Annotated in this window: 17 protein-coding genes; 8 read left to right on the top strand and 9 right to left on the bottom strand. The window is 41.1% G+C overall.

What is annotated here, in order from left to right; translation table 11 throughout:
- The first annotated feature begins 32 nt into the window (after positions 1–32).
- From L4F92_RS01240 to L4F92_RS01205, 8 genes are all read left to right on the top strand, one after another.
- Positions 33–2,057: an OPT family oligopeptide transporter gene (locus L4F92_RS01240; protein ID WP_250351394.1), complete on the top strand. Its 2,025-nt coding sequence runs from the start codon at positions 33–35 to the stop codon at positions 2,055–2,057.
- 130 nt (positions 2,058–2,187) lie between these two features.
- Complete coding sequence (gene cysQ / locus L4F92_RS01235; protein ID WP_265748355.1) at positions 2,188–2,994, top strand: 3'(2'),5'-bisphosphate nucleotidase CysQ; 807 nt, start codon at positions 2,188–2,190, stop codon at positions 2,992–2,994.
- Positions 2,995–3,064: 70 nt separating this feature from the next.
- Entirely contained in the window at positions 3,065–4,558 is a 1,494-nt protein-coding gene (zwf, locus tag L4F92_RS01230) for a glucose-6-phosphate dehydrogenase (protein WP_250351393.1), read from the top strand.
- Positions 4,559–4,598: 40 nt separating this feature from the next.
- Positions 4,599–5,297, top strand: coding sequence for a 6-phosphogluconolactonase (gene pgl / locus L4F92_RS01225; protein ID WP_250351392.1), 699 nt, complete (start codon positions 4,599–4,601; stop codon positions 5,295–5,297).
- A 49-nt stretch (positions 5,298–5,346) separates the two neighbouring features.
- Complete coding sequence (locus tag L4F92_RS01220) at positions 5,347–5,781, top strand: nucleotidyltransferase substrate binding protein (protein ID WP_250363916.1); 435 nt, start codon at positions 5,347–5,349, stop codon at positions 5,779–5,781.
- Entirely contained in the window at positions 5,774–6,085 is a 312-nt protein-coding gene (locus L4F92_RS01215; protein WP_250351628.1) for a nucleotidyltransferase family protein, read from the top strand. Before L4F92_RS01220 ends, L4F92_RS01215 begins: the two co-directional genes overlap by 8 nt.
- Before the next feature lie 46 nt (positions 6,086–6,131).
- A complete protein-coding gene (gene gnd, locus L4F92_RS01210; protein ID WP_250351390.1) occupies positions 6,132–7,586 on the top strand; it encodes a decarboxylating NADP(+)-dependent phosphogluconate dehydrogenase in 1,455 nt (484 codons plus the stop codon).
- 119 nt (positions 7,587–7,705) lie between these two features.
- Positions 7,706–7,990, top strand: coding sequence for a YfcZ/YiiS family protein (locus tag L4F92_RS01205; RefSeq protein ID WP_250363915.1), 285 nt, complete (start codon positions 7,706–7,708; stop codon positions 7,988–7,990).
- 161 nt (positions 7,991–8,151) lie between these two features.
- On the opposite strand, the gene iolG is transcribed toward L4F92_RS01205, so the two are convergent.
- The 9 genes from iolG to L4F92_RS01160 form a co-directional block, all read right to left on the bottom strand.
- Complete coding sequence (gene iolG, locus L4F92_RS01200) at positions 8,152–9,162, bottom strand: inositol 2-dehydrogenase (protein ID WP_250363914.1); 1,011 nt, start codon at positions 9,160–9,162, stop codon at positions 8,152–8,154.
- Position 9,163: 1 nt separating this feature from the next.
- Positions 9,164–10,060 (bottom strand): myo-inosose-2 dehydratase, encoded by an 897-nt coding sequence (iolE, locus tag L4F92_RS01195; protein ID WP_250363913.1) that lies wholly within the window; start codon positions 10,058–10,060, stop codon positions 9,164–9,166.
- 28 nt (positions 10,061–10,088) lie between these two features.
- Positions 10,089–12,029, bottom strand: a complete 1,941-nt coding sequence (gene iolD, locus L4F92_RS01190) for a 3D-(3,5/4)-trihydroxycyclohexane-1,2-dione acylhydrolase (decyclizing) (RefSeq protein ID WP_250363912.1) — start codon at positions 12,027–12,029, stop codon at positions 10,089–10,091.
- Between the two features lie 233 nt (positions 12,030–12,262).
- Positions 12,263–14,260 carry a transketolase gene (gene tkt / locus L4F92_RS01185; protein ID WP_250363911.1) on the bottom strand — a complete coding sequence of 666 codons (1,998 nt, stop codon included), beginning with the start codon at positions 14,258–14,260 and terminating at the stop codon, positions 12,263–12,265.
- A gap of 168 nt (positions 14,261–14,428) precedes the next feature.
- Positions 14,429–15,106 carry a 3-keto-L-gulonate-6-phosphate decarboxylase UlaD gene (locus tag L4F92_RS01180; RefSeq protein WP_250363910.1) on the bottom strand — a complete coding sequence of 226 codons (678 nt, stop codon included), beginning with the start codon at positions 15,104–15,106 and terminating at the stop codon, positions 14,429–14,431.
- A gap of 12 nt (positions 15,107–15,118) precedes the next feature.
- Positions 15,119–15,814, bottom strand: a complete 696-nt coding sequence (gene araD / locus L4F92_RS01175; protein WP_250363909.1) for an L-ribulose-5-phosphate 4-epimerase — start codon at positions 15,812–15,814, stop codon at positions 15,119–15,121.
- A complete protein-coding gene (locus L4F92_RS01170) occupies positions 15,808–16,668 on the bottom strand; it encodes an L-ribulose-5-phosphate 3-epimerase (RefSeq protein WP_250363908.1) in 861 nt (286 codons plus the stop codon). The genes araD and L4F92_RS01170 overlap by 7 nt, the downstream gene beginning before the upstream one ends.
- 46 nt (positions 16,669–16,714) lie before the next feature.
- Positions 16,715–18,166, bottom strand: a complete 1,452-nt coding sequence (locus L4F92_RS01165; RefSeq protein WP_250363907.1) for an FGGY-family carbohydrate kinase — start codon at positions 18,164–18,166, stop codon at positions 16,715–16,717.
- Between the two features lie 123 nt (positions 18,167–18,289).
- Positions 18,290–19,276 (bottom strand): TRAP transporter substrate-binding protein, encoded by a 987-nt coding sequence (locus L4F92_RS01160; protein ID WP_250363906.1) that lies wholly within the window; start codon positions 19,274–19,276, stop codon positions 18,290–18,292.
- Between the last annotated feature and the right edge of the window lie 8 nt (positions 19,277–19,284).

The raw sequence follows: 19,284 nt of genomic DNA, 5'->3' as shown, positions 1-19,284 counted from the left end.
AGATGTTTTTATTACAAAAATTGGGGAGAAATATGCAAACTTCGTATCACTCAGCGCCAAGTTTAAAAGAACTTACCTTCCGAGGAATGTTCTTAGGTGCGTTAATTACGGTGATTTTCACCGCATCAAATGTCTATTTAGGCTTAAAGGTGGGGCTAACTTTTGCTTCATCCATTCCTGCCGCTGTAATCTCTATGGCAGTATTAAAAATGTTTTCTGGGTCAACTATTCTAGAAAATAATATGGTGCAAACCCAAGCCTCTGCCGCAGGTACACTCTCTTCGGTGATTTTCGTTATTCCAGGCTTATTAATGATGGGATATTGGCAAGATTTTCCATTCTGGCAAACCCTTTTAATTTGTGCATCAGGGGGAATTTTAGGGGTGATTTTCACTGTCCCGTTGCGTCAAGTGATGGTGGCTAAAAGTGATTTACCTTATCCTGAAGGGGTTGCTGCGGCTGAAATTCTTAAAGCAGGAAATCACCAAGAAGGAGAAAATGATACAGGTATCAAAGAAATTGCGACTGGAGGCATCATTGCTGCAATAGTCAGTTTTGCAACAAATGGCTTGCGCATTATTGCTGATGGGGCAAGTTTATGGTTTAAAGGTGGTAATGCGGTTTTCCAAGTACCGATGGGGTTTTCTTTCGCTTTATTAGGCGCAGGTTATTTAGTCGGTATTGTCGGTGGTATTGCAATTTTAATCGGTATTTTTCTCACTTGGGGAATTGCTGTTCCCTATTTCACTAGCGCATCATCAATGCCTGTTGATGGCGAGATGATTAGCTATGCAATGGGTATTTGGAAAAGTAAAGTGCGTTTTATTGGTGTAGGTACCATTGGTATTGCGGCGATTTGGACCTTACTTGTCTTAATGAAGCCTATGATCCAAGGAATGGCACAATCTTTCCGAGCATTAAAAGATCCATCAGCGCAAAGTAGTGAACGTACTCAGTTAGATTTATCACCTAAATCAATGATCTATATCACAATTACATCTGTTGCATTAATTATGGTTGCATTACACCATTTTATCGCAGAAGCGCCGATTGCGACTGAGTATGCCTTCTTATTTGTTATTGTATGTACGCTATTAGCAGTATTTATTGGTTTCTTCGTTGCCGCAGCCTGTGGATATATGGCTGGTCTTGTCGGATCATCATCTAGCCCAATTTCAGGAATTGGAATCATTTCTGTGGTACTTATTTCCTTAACCTTACTCGCATTAGGTAAATTCACAGGGCTTATTGAAAGCGCAGAAGGAATGAAATTTTTAACTGCACTGACTATTTTTTCTGGTTCTATTGTGGTTACCACAGCGGCAATCTCAAATGACAACTTACAAGATTTAAAAACAGGGCTATTAGTTGAAGCCACACCTTGGCGTCAGCAAGTCGCACTGATTATCGGTTGTGTTGTTGGTGCATTAGTTATTGCCCCAGTATTAGAAATTCTTTATCACGCTTATGGCTTTACGGGAGCATTACCACGCGCTGATATGGATCCTTCTCAAGCACTTTCAGCGCCACAAGCAACCTTAATGACTACCATTGCAACAGGTATTTTTTCTAGCAATTTAGAATGGTCTTATATCTTTATGGGGATTGGATTAGGTTTAGTCCTCATTATGCTTGATCTTCTATTGAAAAAAGCAAGCCATAATCGTTTTGCGTTACCTGCACTTGCCGTGGGAATGGGGATTTATTTACCACCTGTTGTAAATATGCCAATTGTCATTGGTGCGGTACTAGCTTGGTTTATTAATCGCCATTTAACCGCTTATGCCCATCGTAATGGTAAAAATGTGGAAGAAGTGAAGAAAAAAGCCGATCGCTACGGTACGCTATTTGCCGCAGGCTTAATCGTTGGGGAAAGTTTAATTGGCGTTATCCTTGCCTTCATTATTGCTGCCTCCGTGACTTCTGGTGGCTCAGATGCACCATTAGCACTTTCGCTGGAAAACTGGGATAGCACAGCAGAATGGCTTGGTTTCGCGGTCTTTATCGCGGGTATCGTGATTTATGCATTACGTGTACTTCGGGCGAAAAAAGGATAAGCGATAATCTGTTTCAATTTATCTCTATTTGTTAATTAAGGGCAAGATAATACTTGCCCTTTTTTCTTTTTATCCCCTTTGCTATACTCATTTCATTATCTGGATCTGGTTCATCTTTTGGGAGGCGGTTTTGTTATTTGATTCTTCTTTATTACAATCGGTACTAATGATCGCAGAACAAGCGGGCCATCACCTCAATCGGTTTTACAACAAAAATCTTACTTCATACATAAAAGCGGATAATACCCCAGTTACAGAAGCAGATCTTTTTGTCAGTCAATTTTTAATGGAAAAGCTTCGCGCCCTTACCCCTGCTTATCCCGTCTTATCAGAAGAATATTGTAAAATCCCTTTTCACGAAAGACAGCAATGGCAAACCTATTGGCTTGTTGATCCCTTAGATGGCACGCAACAATTTATCAATCGCACAGGGCATTTTTCAGTATTAATTGCCTTGGTACATCATCATCGCCCTGTGCTAGGTGTGATTCATTGCCCGCAAACCAAACAAACCTATTACGCCGCACAGGGCTTAGGCGCCTATAAAAAAACAACTCAAAAAACCACCGCACTTAACAGACAACCGGTTAATTTATCACAGCCCATTCGTATTGTTGTGGGATCGCATTCTGCGAAAAAGAAAGTGCGGTCAATTTTGCAACCAAATTTTAATTACCATTTTGAGATTATTGGCTCAAGTGGCATAAAAAGCGTAAAAGTTGCAGAAGGGGCGGCAGATTGTTATATTCGATTAGGCGAAACAGGGGAATGGGATACCGCAGCAGCTGAAATTATTTTAGCTGAAATGGGCGGTAAAATTTTTGATCGCCATTTCCAGCCACTCACTTACAATCAGCGTGAAAGCTTAGTAAACCCTGATTTTGTTATGGTGGCAGACGCACAATTAAACTGGCACAACATCTTTCAATTTAATTAATGAGAACTATTGGTAATTTGCCGAGTTTGCGCATATTATTACCACTCTTTTAAAAATGGATAGCAATCATATGACAAACCACAACGCAGAAAAAAACTGTATCGTGATTTTTGGGGCATCAGGTGATTTAACGCACCGTAAATTAATCCCTGCACTTTACAACTTATACAAACTCGGGCGTTTAGCGGAAGATTTCTCCGTGCTAGGCGTAGCAAGAACAGAAATGACGGATGAGCAATTCCGCACAAAAATGCGTCAAGCCTTAATCAAGACAGAAAAAGCGGAAGGCGAAATACTTGAGCAATTTTGCAGCCATCTGTATTACCAAACAATCAATACCTCTGATGCCAAAGATTACGCCAAACTCGTGCCTCGCTTAACCGAATTGCACGAAAAATATCACACTGAAGGCAACACACTTTATTATATGTCCACACCACCAAGCCTGTACGGCGTGATTCCTGAATGTCTTGCGGCACACGGGTTAAATACCGAAGACTATGGCTGGAAGCGTTTAATTGTGGAAAAACCCTTTGGCTATGATATTAAAACTGCCAAAACACTTGATATTCAAATTCATCGCTTTTTTGAAGAACATCAAATCTATCGTATCGACCATTATCTTGGCAAAGAAACCGTTCAAAACTTATTAGTATTACGTTTTTCTAATGGTCTATTTGAGCCGTTATGGAACCGTAATTTCATTGATTATATTGAAATTACTGGGGCTGAACAGCTTGGTGTAGAAGAACGTGGAGGATATTACGATGGCTCTGGCGCAATGCGTGATATGTTCCAAAATCACCTATTACAAGTGCTTGCGATGGTTGCAATGGAACCGCCCGCCATTATTAACGCGGATTCAATGCGTGATGAAGTGGCAAAAGTATTGCATTGCCTACACCCATTAAGTGAAGAAGATGTGAAAAATAATCTCGTGCTAGGGCAATATACTCGTGGCGTTATTGACGGTAAAGAGGTTAAGGGCTACCTTGAAGAAAAAGGCGTACCACCGGATTCTAATACTGAAACTTATATGGCATTACGTTGTGAAATTGATAACTGGCGTTGGGCTGGCGTGCCGTTTTATATCCGTACAGGAAAACGCTTACCAACCCGCGTAACTGAAGTGGTTATTCATTTTAAAACGACGCCACACCCAGTATTTAGCCAAAATGCCCCTGAAAATAAACTGATTATTCGTATTCAGCCTGATGAAGGTATTTCAATGCGTTTTGGTTTGAAAAAGCCGGGCGCAGGTTTTGAAGCAAAAGAAGTCTCAATGGATTTCCGCTATGCGGATCTTGCTCAACCAAGCTTATTAAGTGCTTATGATCGTTTATTACTGGACGCAATGAAAGGCGATGCCACCTTGTTTGCGCGTACTGATGCCGTACACGCCTGTTGGAAATTTGTGCAACCTATTTTAGATTACAAAGCCGCTCGTGGACGTATTTATGACTATGAAGCCGGCACTTGGGGGCCAAAGGAAGCCGATAAACTGATTGCACGCACAGGACGAGTTTGGCGTAAACCAAGTGGGCTGATGAAGAAAAAAGTATAATATCTTTCCCTCAATGATTGAGAGGAAATGGGAGAACACAATGAACACCGTTATTTTTGATAATGCGCAATGTGCGGTAGAAAAAATTGCTGAAGAATTAAAGCAATATAGTCTTGCAGGACGCCCTGTGCATATTTCTCTTTCAGGTGGCAGCACGCCAAAACTTTTGTTCAAAACCTTGGCAACAGCACCGTATAACCAAGCTATCCAATGGCAAAACTTGCATTTTTGGTGGGGCGATGATCGTATGGTTGCGCCTTCTGATCCTGAAAGCAATTATGGCGAAGTGCAAAAATTATTGTTCGATCATATTGCGATTCCAGCAGAAAATATTCACCGCATTCGTGGTGAAGCCCCTGTGGAGCAGGAACTCTCACGCTTCCAAAATGAACTTGCAGAAGTCGTGCCAAACGGCGAGTTTGATTGGATTATTTTGGGTATGGGGGCAGACGGGCATACCGCTTCATTATTCCCACATCAAACCAATTTTGATGACGAGAGTTTAGCAGTGATTGCCAAACATCCAGAAACAGGGCAAGTGCGAATTTCCAAAACCGCCAAATTGCTTGAGCAAGCCAAACGCATTACCTATTTGGTAACAGGGGGAGCTAAAGCGGAAATTTTAAAAGAAATTCAAAGCACGCCAGCCGAAAATCTGCCTTACCCCGCCGCGAAAATCAAGGCGAAAAATGGCGTAACGGAGTGGTATTTGGATAAAGAGGCAGCAAAGTTGTTGTAATAAAATAAAAGTGCGGTGATTTTTTAGCAAATTTTTATTGGGAAAATAAATGGAGCAACTGGATCTCTCAGCCTTAGAAAAGGCGTTTAATTCACTTGAAATGACCTTAGCCAAATTGGCGGATAAGCAATGGTTTACAGCACAAGAAAATATTGTGCAAGATACCCTTATCGCTGGTTGCATTCAAAAATTTGAATTCGTTTATGAGTTAAGCATCAAAATGATGAAACGCCAATTAAAACTGATTGCAGAAGCCCCCGATGAAATTGACAGTGCAGATTTCCGTGATATTTTGCGTTTGAGTGCAAAAGCAGGCTTAATTGAGCAAGTGGAAGATTGGTTGCTCTATCGCAAAATGCGCAACATCACCTCGCATACTTACGATCAAAATAAGGCGCAACAAGTTTATGAACAAATGATCGGTTTTTTAGCTTCCGCCAAGAACTTGCTCAACCAATTACAGCAGCGTAATAATGATGATTGATATTCAACCCCAACATCTTGAAATTGTAGAAAAAATACTCCGCACTTACTTGAGCGAGTATGAAGTGCGTGCCTTTGGCTCAAGGGTAAAAGGCACAGCACATCCCTTTTCAGATCTCGATTTAGTGGTAATGACAACACAGCCCCTTTCCTTAAGAACGCTGTGTAAAGTAGAAAACGCTTTTTCAGAAAGCGATTTACCTTGGCAAGTGGATCTTGTGGATTGGGCAGCAACATCATCAGAATTTCAGCAGATTATTTTGCAGAAATCTGTGGTTATTCAACAACAGATTTCATCAACCTAGCCTTTCATAAAGGCAGCAACTGATTATAACGAAACAGGAGAAAGTTATGAGTCAAAAAGGCGATATCGGCGTTATCGGTTTAGCGGTAATGGGACAAAACTTAATTTTAAATATGAATGACCACGGCTTTAAAGTGGTGGCGTATAACCGTACTACCTCAAAAGTGGACGAATTTTTAGAAGGCGCGGCAAAAGGCACAAATATTATTGGCGCTTACTCGCTAGAAGATTTGGCGAGCAAATTAGAAAAACCGCGCAAAGTGATGTTAATGGTACGTGCAGGTGAAGTGGTTGATCAATTTATCAATGCCTTACTACCTCACTTAGAAGAAGGCGACATCATTATTGACGGGGGAAACTCAAACTACCCAGACACTAACCGCCGCGTGAAAGAATTAGCAGAAAAAGGCATTCGTTTTGTCGGTGCTGGTGTCTCTGGCGGTGAAGAAGGTGCGCGCCACGGGCCATCTATTATGCCCGGTGGTAATGCTGAAGCTTGGCCTTATGTAAAACCTATTTTGCAAGCGATTTCCGCCAAAACAGATAAAGGCGAACCTTGCTGTGATTGGGTTGGGCAAGAAGGCGCTGGACATTTCGTCAAAATGGTACATAACGGCATTGAATACGGTGATATGCAATTAATTTGTGAAGCTTACCAATTCTTAAAAGATGGCTTAGGCTTAAGCTATGAAGAAATGCAACAGATTTTTGCTGAATGGAAAAAAACAGAACTAGATAGCTACCTGATCGACATCACCACCGATATTCTTGGCTATAAAGATAGTGATGGTGAGCCATTAGTTGAAAAAATTCTGGATACCGCGGGACAAAAAGGAACGGGTAAATGGACAGGAATTAACGCTCTTGATTTCGGTATTCCACTCACCTTGATTACAGAATCTGTGTTTGCACGCTGCGTTTCTTCCTTTAAAGATCAACGTATTGCCGCTTCCAAATTGTTTAACAAAACCATTCAGCCTGTGGAAGGAGATAAACAGATTTGGATTGAAGCGGTGCGTAAAGCGTTACTTGCCTCAAAAATTATCTCTTATGCACAAGGCTTTATGTTAATCCGCGAAGCCTCTGAAAACTTCGGCTGGAATATTAACTATGGTGCAACCGCATTATTATGGCGTGAAGGCTGTATCATTCGTAGCCGTTTCTTAGGAAATATCCGTGATGCTTATGAAGCAAACCCAGATTTAATTTTCTTAGGATCAGATCCATACTTTAAAAACATCCTAGAAAATGCCTTAAGTGATTGGCGTAAAGTGGTGGCAAAATCCATTGAGGTGGGTATTCCAATGCCGTGTATGGCAAGTGCGATCACCTTCTTAGATGGCTACACTTCAGCAAATTTACCAGCCAACCTACTTCAAGCACAACGTGATTACTTCGGCGCACATACTTATGAACGTAAAGATAAAGCACGTGGTGAATTTTTCCATACTAACTGGACAGGACGTGGTGGTAATACCGCATCAACCACTTATGATGTGTAAATGATTAAAGAGCGATGAGATAACTCATCGCTTTTTTGCATAAAAATAAAGTGCGGTATAAAATTTCAATATTTTTAAACCGCATTTATCATATAAAAATTAAAAATAGGAGTCATAAAATGAAAAAAGAGAATCCCGTAGAATGCGTTGGCTGTAATACCTTTGATGTCGGAACAATTATTGATAACAGTAATTGCACTAGCCATCTTGAACGTGTTTATGCCAGCAAAGAAGAAGCCGAACAGGCTTTAACCGAATTCACAGCCAAAGCGCGAAGTGCAGAAACTGAGCCTTGCCAAATTAAGGCAGAAATTACCCAAGTTAAAAATGGCTTTTTACTCAGCGCAGATTTTACCTTTAGCTGCCAAGCTGAATCCCTTATTTTTGAATTGGGGTTACGTTAATCAAACAAATCACAATGTAAAACAAGGTAGTGTTGATAACCATAATAAACGATATTGCGTATAGTCATATCGCTGAGTTGTTAAATGTTTTGGAATACACATACATCTTGTTTACCCATAAAAAATGAGAGCTGTTTGGCTCTCATTTGTTTTCAATCCTTTTAAGCAATGTCACTCAACTTAACAGGTCGCCCTTCATCTAAAGATTTTTTTGCTGCAAGGGCAATAAGTACGGGTTGCAAACCATCGTTACCATTGACTAATGTGGGTTTATCATTCACCACTGAATCCACAAAACATACCATTTCATCGGCAAAAGATTGCATATAGCGCTCTAAAAAAAAGTATTTTGGTTTTTCTGAGATAATGCCTGTTTCGCAAGAATATACTGCAGTAGAATCTGTATCATTACGCGTTTGTACTGCACCTTTTGACCCAAATACTTCCGCACGTTGATCATAACCATAAACGGCTTTACGACTATTATCAATTATGCCAATTGCGCCGTTAGCTAATTTCAAGGTGATCACAGCAGTATCAATATCACCAGCCTCACCAATAGCTGGATCAACAAGTACACTACCTGTCGCATAAACTTCTATGACTTCACTGCCAGATAAATAGCGGATCATATCAAAATCGTGAATTGTCATATCAAAGAACATTCCTCCCGATACTTTAACATATTCTATCGGCGGTGCAGCTGGATCCCTTGAGGTAATACGAATTAAATGAGGCTCACCAATATCACCTGCAATTACACGTTGTTTTATTGCTTTGAAGTTATGATCAAAACGACGGTTAAATCCCACTTGGAATTTCACCCCAGCTTTTTCCACTTCGTTAAGCACTTCTTGAATGCGCTCCACATTCGCATCAATTGGTTTTTCACAAAAAATATGCTTACCAGCCCGCGCTGCTTCGATAGAAATTGGGGCGTGGGTGTTGGTTGAAGAACAAACTAGCACAGCATCAATTTCAGGATCTTGCAGAATCTTTTGGTAATCATCATAAACATTTGGAATACTTATTTCTTTCGCCCATTGCTGAAGTTCATCTGTGACACGAATATCTGAAATCGCTTTAATTTCTGCCCCTTTAACATATTTACTAATGCTTTCAGAATGCACGCGGCCAATACGGCCAGCACCAATAATACCTACTTTAATCATATTAAACTCCTGCTACCTCTTTAATATATTTACGACCTTTCACCGCATATTCAAATGGATTAGCAACAGCAGGATCTTGTTCTGCTTCTACCACCATCCAGCCTTTGTAATTATGTCTATCTAAGATTTCAAAGATAGGTTTAAAATCAATCACGCCATCACCTGGTACGGTAAATGTTCCTTTTTTCACGCCTTCTAAAAAACTAAGATTTTTCAACCGCACTTCATTAACCACTTCATCACGAACATCTTTCAAATGAACGTGAATAATGCGATCGATATATTTCTCTAGGACATCAAGCATCGCGTGTTGAGAACCTTCAGAGTAGTACAAATGACCAGAATCAAATAAAAGATAGACATCATCATTTACTACGGACATATAACGATCAATTTCTTCTGGCGTTTGGATCCCTGTTCCCATATGGTGATGTAAACACACTCGCATTCCTTTTTCTGCAGCTAATTTAGCTAATTCATTGTACCCCTCAGCTAATAACTGCCATTCTGCATCCGTAAAAACCGTTTTCTCATTAAAAATTGATTTCGGTAAGCCTTGAATGCTGCGACTTTGTTCGGAACAGCCAATTACTTTCGCTCCCATTGCGTGTAAAAAATCACGATGTTTAATAAAATCTTGTAGAGTCTGCTCTTTTTTTCCATCCACAAAGAAAGTACTAAACCACGCGTTACAAATTTGTATGCCACGAACACTGAGCTTATGCTTCAATACGTCCACATCGCGCGGGTATTTATTTCCTACTTCACACCCTGTATAACCAGCCAACGCCATTTCACTCACACATTGCTCAAAAGTATTCTCTGCGCCTAATTCAGGTAAGTCATCGTTTGTCCAACCAATAGGTGCAATCCCCAATCTTACATTTTCAGCTTTCATAATTTTTCCTTCTTAAACAATGAAATAATTAATAACGTCTTGCTTCATTTATGCGTTTTACTGCATTTTCATAAGCCTGTTGAATTCGTTCTTTTTCGGAAACTTCTGCGACGCCAACGTGCCACCAACTGCCGTACGAATGCAACATTGTTTTCGGTAGTACTTTCACATCAATTAAGGTAGAGACAGATTGTTTTTGTGCATCATACAAGGCTTCGATCAGTTCTTCTTCTGTCGTTACACGGTAGGTTTTACAACCATAAGAAGCCGCATTCATAGCAAAATCAACGGGAACAAAACCGCCATTGAGCTTATTTGTTTCCGCATTTCTAAAACGAAATTCTGTCGCAAAGCTATCCATACCGTGTCCAATTTGAAGATTGTTAATACAGCCATTGGTCATATTATCAAACAAGACTACATTAACTTTCTTGCCTTCTTGAATAGAAGTCACCAATTCAGAATGAAGCATCATATAAGAACCATCACCTAACAACGCATAAACTTCTCGTTGTGGCTGTGCTAATTTCACCCCAAGAGCAGCATTTACCTCATAGCCCATACAAGAATAACCATATTCCAAATGATAAGTATTAACACCTTTAGATTGCCATACTCGTTGTAAATCACCAGGTAAACTACCTGCCGCTCCAACAATCACATCATTATCCCCTAATGTTTCATTCAAAATACCCAGTACACGGCTTTGGGTTAAATGAGAATCAGTAAGCCTAATAAATTCTTCAAATACTTCTGTACGATTTAAATTATCATCTACTTCTGGGATAAAATTATTTTCGTTATAAGATAGGTGGTAAAGACGCTCCAATTCTTGTTCAAACTGTTGCTTAGCTTGAGAAATTGCTTCCCCCCACGCACTTTGATAGCCTGTTGATGCGAGAAGTGCGGTCAATTTTTCTAACGTTTCTTTTGCATCCGCGGTGATTTGTACACCATCTAATTTATAAGCATCAAAACGAGCAATATTGATGTTAAGGTATTTCACTTCAGGGTGTTGGAAAATCCATTTTGAAGAAGTGGTAAAATCTGTATATCTTGTCCCAATACCAATAATTAGATCCGCTTCTTTGGCAAGTAAATTAGCAGATAAACACCCCGTTTCCCCCACCCCGCCAACATTCAAATAATGGGAAGAAATCACCGCACTTTTTCCTGCTTGCGTCTCGGCAAAGGGGATATTATAAATTTCAGCAAAGGCTTTTAATTGTTCTGCTGCCTCTGAATAACGTACTCCACCACCACAAATAATAAGTGGTTTTTTCTTTGATTGAATTAATGCCAATGCATCTTGTAACATTGGTTCTGTTGGTAATGTACGCTCAATACGATGAATACGTTTTGTTAGGAATGCCTCTGGAAAATCATAAGCCTCCCCCTGTACATCTTGTGGCAAAGCAATCGTTACTGCCCCCGTTTCCGCTGGATCTGTCAGTACGCGCATTGCATTAATACAGGCTGTCATTAGTTGCTCTGGACGATTTACACGATCCCAATATTTACTCACCGCTCGAAAAGCATCATTCGTGCTAATACTTAAATCATAAGGTTGCTCAATTTGTTGCAACACTGGATCTGGCTGACGTGTCGCAAATACATCGCCCGGTAATAAAAGTAAAGGGATACGGTTGGCTGTTGCAGTTGCAGCAGCAGTAATCATATTCGCAGCACCTGGCCCAACTGAAGATGTACACGCATAGATTTGTTTACGTAATTTCTGTTTAGCAAAACCGATAGCAACGTGTGCCATTCCTTGTTCATTACGTCCTTGTCTAACGATTAAATCGCCTGAATTTTGCTCAAGCGCTTGTCCTAATCCCAGCACATTTCCGTGTCCAAAGATCCCAAAGATACCCTCAATAAACTTCGTCACTTTGCCATCAAATTCAACATACTGATTATCTAAGAATTTTATTAAGGCTTGCGCAACTGTCAGTCTAACTGTTTTCATCTTTCTCTCCTCGTTACCCTAAGACTTATTCAGGCACTATATAATCACACTTTCATTTCAAATAAAATAAAAATGAAAAATAAATTTCATTTTTGTGGCAGGGATCAAATTTTGAGAGAAAAGATTTGAAAAATATAACAAGAACTCAGGATAATTCAGAGACTTTATACACAAACAAAAAAACCTTGAGCCGAAACTCAAGGTTTTTACCAAAATAACAGTGCGGTCAAAAATTATAGAATTTCTTTCGCTTTTGCGATGACATTTTCTACGGTGAAGCCAAACAGTTTGAATAATTCACCCGCTGGTGCTGATTCGCCAAAGGTGTTCATTCCCACGATTCGTCCACCAAAACCAACGTATTTATACCAAAATTCGCTAATGCCTGCTTCAATCGCAACACGTTTGGTCACGTTACTTGGCAACACGCTTTCACGGTATGCGTCATCTTGTTTGTCAAACACGTTGGTTGAAGGCATTGAAACCACACGCACGTTTTTACCTTCTTGACGAAGTTGCTCTGCAGCTTTTACGGCTAATTCAACTTCTGAACCAGTTGCAATGAAGATTAAATCTGGCGTACCTTCGCTATCTGTTAAAATATAACCACCACGTGCGACATTGGCTAATTGTGCTGGGGTTCTGTCCATTTGAGTTAAATTTTGACGGCTGAAAATCATCGCGCTCGGGCCATCTTTACGCTCAATGGCGGATTTCCACGCGACTGCTGATTCCACTTGGTCGCACGGACGCCACGTTTCTAAATTTGGGATTAAACGTAATGTCGCGGTTTGTTCTACTGGCTGGTGAGTTGGGCCATCTTCACCTAAACCAATGGAGTCGTGAGTATAAACAAATAACGCACGTTGTTTCATTAATGCTGCCATTCTTACGGCATTATGCGCATATTCCATAAACATTAAGAACGTTGCACCATAAGGAATGAAGCCACCGTGTAAGGCAATTCCATTCATAATGGCAGACATACCGAACTCACGCACACCGTAGTTGAGGTAATTACCATCTTGGTTTGCTGTTGCACGAATTGGGCGTGAACCTGACCATAAGGTTAAGTTAGACCCGGCTAAATCCGCTGAACCGCCTAACAATTCTGGCAATAATGGCGCATAAGCTTCAATGGCGTTCTGTGAAGCTTTACGGCTCGCAATGCTGGCAGGATTTGCTTGTAATTTTTCAATGAATGCTTGGCTTTCGGTTGCCCAATTCGCCGGTAATTCCCCGCTTAAGCGACGTTCAAGCTCAGCACTTAATTCAGGATAAGCTTGGCGATATGCTGTCCATTTTTCATTCCACGCCTGTTCTGCTTGCTGACCTTTTTCTTTTGCATCCCATTGGGCATAAATTTCTGCGGGAATGTCAAACGGTGCGTAGTTCCATCCTAAATTTTTACGGGTTAAGGCGATTTCTTCCTCACCTAATGGCGCACCGTGACTGTCGTGTGAACCGGCTTTGTTTGGTGAGCCATAACCAATGGTTGTTTTACAGATAATCAAGGTTGGGCGATGTTTCTCTGCTTGTGCTTGTTTAATTGCTTCAGCAATGGCTTCGGGATTATGCCCGTCAATTTGACCAATGACTTGCCAATTATAGGCTTCAAAACGTTGTTTTGTGTTATCGGTGAACCAACCGTCTACTTCGCCATCAATGGAAATATTGTTGTCATCATAGAAAGCGATTAGTTTGCCTAGGCCTAAGGTTCCCGCTAATGAACACGCCTCGTGTGAAATCCCTTCCATTAAACAGCCATCACCCAAAAAGGCGTAGGTGTAGTGGTTGATAATTTCGTGGTCTGGACGGTTAAATTGGGCAGCAAGGGTTTTCTCTGCAATCGCCATACCTACCGCATTAGTAATACCCTGACCTAATGGCCCGGTGGTGGTCTCTACGCCCGGTGCATAGCCATATTCAGGGTGGCCCGGAGTTTTGGAATGTAATTGACGGAATTGTTGAAGGTCGGAAATAGATAAATCATAGCCAGTAAGGTGTAATAAGCTATAAATAAGCATCGAGCCGTGACCATTTGATAACACAAATCTATCGCGGTTTAACCATTTAGGATTGGTTGGGTTATGTACTAAAAAATCACGCCATAATACTTCTGCAATATCCGCCATTCCCATTGGCGCCCCCGGATGCCCTGATTTGGCTTTTTGTACGGCATCCATACTTAAAAAACGAATGGCATTGGCTAATTCTTTTCGATTCGACATTTTTGTTCTCCTAGTTATCAAATGTAAAAACTGAATGCTGGCTATTCTACCCGATTTATTGTGAAAAAATAGCAATTAATTTGATTAGTATTTATAAGCGTTATGCCTAATGAATAAAAGATACCAAACATCATCGTTTGGTATCTGATAAGGGGCTGAAAGAACGCATTACGACCAGTAACGATCTATTTCAGTTAATATTGCGCTCGCCGTTGCCTGTCCGCTATCCCCAACCAACGCTCTGCCCGCAATAAAGGCTTTCACGTTTTTAATCTCTTTAAATAAATGAATATCTTGTGGAACAATGCCTCCCGTAATAGAAAGCGAAAAACCAAGTTCAGAAAGTTGTTTCATCAAGTGAAGATCCGTCTCTGTCCACCCTTTCCCTGCTAATTCAGCATCTCTAGAACGGTGATAAATCGCCTGCGTTACACCGAGATCTAACCATTGTTTTGCATCATCAAGTGTCCAGTTACCATACAATTCAATTTGGATTTCTTTTTTTACTTTCAGATCGGGGTGGGCTTTATTAAAGGCGTCTGCAACTTGCTGACAACTTGCTTTGGTTGCTGGATGCGCTGCCGCCGAAACCGTCAGCCAATCAGCGCCGGCATCAAAGGCCATTTGCGCGAGAATTGCGCCACCATCGGTTGTTTTTAGATCACAGACAATAATATGTTCAGGATAAAGTGCGGTCAAAATTTTGACTGATTTCATTCCTTCTGCACAAGCTAAAATCGTCCCAACTTCAATCACATCAACAAAAGGGGCAGCCTGTTTGGCATCCACTAATCCTTTTTCAAGAGTTAGTGAATCTAATGCAATTTGTAATAACGGTTTTGCCATTATTGCCTCCTTTTACTGCCCATAATACGCATTTTTGCCGTGTTTACGCAAATAATGTTTATCCAATAACACGGGTTGCATTGAGGTTAAATTTGCATTTAACTGATGGCTGAATAAATTCATATAGCCAATTTCTTCTAACACAACTGCGTTATGCACCGCATTTTCTGCATCGCTTCCCCACGCAAAAGGCCCGTGTGAATGCACTAATACGGCAGGCACGTCTTTTGCATTAATCTTGCGTTGGCGGAAGGTTTCTACAATCACATTACCGGTTTCAAGCTCGTAATTCCCGTTAATTTCTTCGTCAGTCATTTTTCGCGTACAAGGAATGCTGCCATAAAAATAATCCGCGTGGGTTGTGCCGGCGGCAATTAAATCTAACCCAGCTTGCGCCCAAATGGTGGCGTGCCGTGAATGGGTATGTACAATCCCGCCAATATCAGGAAATTGACGATACAGGGCAAGATGAGTTGGGGTATCTGAAGAGGGTTTTTTATTTCCCCACACGCGTTCGCCTGTATGCACATCGACAATCACAATATCCTCTGCCGTCATCTTGTCATAGTCCACCCCTGATGGCTTAATGGCGACCAGCCCTGAAGTGCGGTCTATTTCGCTGACATTTCCCCAGGTGAAGGTCACCAAATGATGTTTTGGTAGGGCAAGATTGGCGTGTAACACTTTTTCGCGTAATTCGGCTAGCATTGGAATCCTCCTTGTTGCATTTGTTGTTCAATAAAACGGCGTGCGTTGATGATTTCTTCAATCGGTTCATCGGCTTTTTCCGTCCACATTTCAATGAGAAACGCCCCGCGATAATTTAGCTCGGCAAGGGTTTTAAAGCAGGTAACAAAATCTACGCAGCCTTTGCCAAAGGGGACATCGCGGAACTGTCCTTTGCAGGTTTCGGTAACTTTATAGGTGTCTTTCAAATGAATCGCGGAAATTTTGTCGATGCCTAATTGTAATTCTTCGACCACATTATCATTCCACGCAGAAAGATTGCCGAGGTCAGGATAGACAGTAAACCAAGGGGAGCGAATGAGGTTATCCCATTTTTTCCAGCGGGTAATAGAACTCATAAAGGGGGTATCCATAATTTCCATTGCAAGTGTGACTTGATTGCTTGCCGCTAACTCAACCGCCCATTCCATTCCTTGTTGAAAGCGTGCTAACGTGCTTTCATCTTGTTCTTCGTAATACACATCATAACCCGCTAATTGAATGGTGCGGATACCCACATCTACCGCCAACTGAATGGCTTTTTCCATAATCTCATAGGCTTTTTGGCGAAGCGTTTCGTCGTGACTGCCAAAAGGAAAGCGGCGATGGGCTGAAAGGCACATTGAGGGAATGGTGACGCCCGTATTGATAATGGCTTGCACCAGTTCAAGGCGTTGCGCCTTGCTCCAATCTAATCGGCTCAATCGTTCATCTGTTTCATCAATGGAGATTTCGACAAAATCAAAGCCACAGGCTTTGGCGATGGAAAGTCTATCTTGCCAGCTGATGTTTTTGGGTAGGGCTTTTTCATAGATGCCGAGTTTGTGTTTTCTCATTGTTTCGTCCTAATAAAAAGTCATAAAATTTCAACCGCACTTTTGTTTACAGCAAGGCTTGTAATGCGGAAACAAACTGTTGATAACGCTGATATTTTTTCTGATAAATTGCAAAGTTTTGCGAATTAGGTATAAAGCATTGTTGTTTGGCCGTCATTGACATTGTATGCCCTCGCGTGCCTTCCATTGCCATCATTGCCGCGCCAAGACAGCCTGTTTCTTCAATCTCAGGGACTTCAATTTTCATTCCCGTGAGATCAGCGAGCATTTGCATCCATACTTGGGATTTTGCAGGACCACCTGTAATACGCAACACTTGTGGATGAGGGAATCGTTGCAACATACGATCAAGGTGATATTTCATACTAAATAGCACACCTTCATAAATCGCTTGGAATAAATGCATTTTGTTGTGATGAGCTTGAATACCATAAAACCCTGATTTCATACCAAGCCCTGCATTTGAACCATATAAAAATGGCACAAAAAGCACCGCACTTTCACTGACGGGTAATGCGGCAACGCCATCATTGATGGTTTGATAACTCAGATTGCCCCATTCTTTTACAAACCATTCAAGATTGCCCGCTGAAGTGGGGCTAGCTTCGTGAATAATAAATTTGCCTTTTTGTGCATAACGTCCATACACGAAGGGAATGTGTTGAGTATCATCAATATGATCTGTCACGCCACTCACAACAGACCAAGTCCCTAACACGATATTTAATTTTGTTTCATCATCTAATCCCGCACAAAGTGCCGTAGAAACCACATCAAACAATCCCCCTACAACGGGCGTGCCTTGGGCTAAGCCAGTGAGTTTGGCAGCTTCGGCATTGACGTAGCCAGCAATTTGATTGGCTTTAACAATTGGGGGCAGTTTTTCGGTGATATGATCTAATCCAAGCATTTCCGCTAACTGAGGATCATAGTGTTGCGTCTGCATATTGTATAAATTGGATTCTGAAATATTGGTTTCTTCACAAGCCAATTCCCCCGTTAAACAAAAACGCAGGTAATCGTGCGACATCAAGATTGCCCCGATATTGTGATAACGCTCAGGTTCATAATCTTTAAGCCAGCGTAAGATCGAAACAGGGTGTCCGGTCCATAATGTCTGCCGTGTGTGAGGATATAATTTTTCAGGAATCCCTGCTTGTTGCCATTGCCGTACAATTTCTAATGCTCGTTGATCTGAGGAAAGAATGGCTCGTCCAAGCGGGGCATTTTGTTGATCAAGTAAAAAAACACCTTTACCTTGAGCAGAAATGCCAACCCCTTTAATATGTGTCGAGCAGATCTCACTTTGCGTAATGGTCTTTTTGATGACGTTAGCACAAACTTGCCATAAATGCGTCATATCACGCTCCGCATAGCCGGCTTGCTCACTAATGACTGGCACATTTTCGCGTATGCAGGCAAACATTTTGCCCTTTGCATCAAATAATGCGGCTTTGATAAAGGTACCACCGCAATCAATGCCTAAATAGTAATCCATTCTTTCTACTCCAAACTGCAATTCATCAGGCAACCTCTTTTATTCTTCAATCAAAAAGTGGCGGTGTTCTATACAAAATGCGTAAAAATCACACCGCACTTTCTCTAATGATTGACCGATGAATTATTGTGCTAACGCATCAATTTCTTTTACTAAGGTATCGCCGTGTTTATTAATAAATGATTTGCGTACGTCCGCTTCAATCACCGCTTTAAATGGGGTGGTATCGACTTTTTCAATCACTTCTACCCCTGCTTTACGTAAATTCGCGATAATCTCTTGTTCATTTTTTACATTCAGATCACGCTGATATTGCCCCGCTTCTTTTGCCGCAGAAACAATTGCTTGTTGTAATGCTGGGCTAAGCCCATCAAATTTGGCTTTGTTCATCACAACAATTAATGGCGTATAACCGTGATTGGTTTGGCTTAAATATTTTTGTACTTCATACAATTTTGCTGACCAGAAAATGCCAATGGGATGTTCTTGTGCATCCACCGCACGGGTTTCAAGCGCGGTATAAAGCTCTGAAAGCGGCATTGGAACGGGGTTTGCACCTAATAGGCTAAAGGCTTGAATGTACATTGGATTTTGGTTTGTACGCACTTTCAATCCTTTAATGTCTTCAGGTTTAGTTACGGGGTGTTTAGAATTAGAAAAGGCACGGAATCCGACGTCCCAAAATGCTAAGCCTTTTAATCCTTGCGCTTCAAGATCTTTCAATAACCCTTGCCCAATCTCACCGTCTAGCACTTTATACACGTGTTCACGATCTTTAAAAATAAACGGAATATCAATCACATTTAATTTCGGTTCTAACCCAGTAAAATTCGGTGAACCAGACATTTCAATATCAATAGTGCCGCCGCGTACTGCACTAATCATCGTTTGTGCATTACCTAAGGTGCTATCTGGAAATAAGCTGAGCTTTAATTCTCCTTTGGTTTTTTCTTTTAACAATTCATTAAATTTTTTCGCGGCAATGTGTTGTGTATCACTACGAGGAGCTTCATAACCAAAACGTAATGTGGTTGCCGCATTAGCGGTTGAAGCTAGCATAAACGCACTAGTTACTAAGGTTGCTAAGGTTTTTAGATTGAATAGTTTCATAGTTCTCT

This window comes from Avibacterium sp. 21-595 (assembly GCF_023611905.1).
GTDB lineage: Bacteria > Pseudomonadota > Gammaproteobacteria > Enterobacterales > Pasteurellaceae > Avibacterium.
This window is presented reverse-complemented; position numbering and strand designations above follow the sequence as displayed.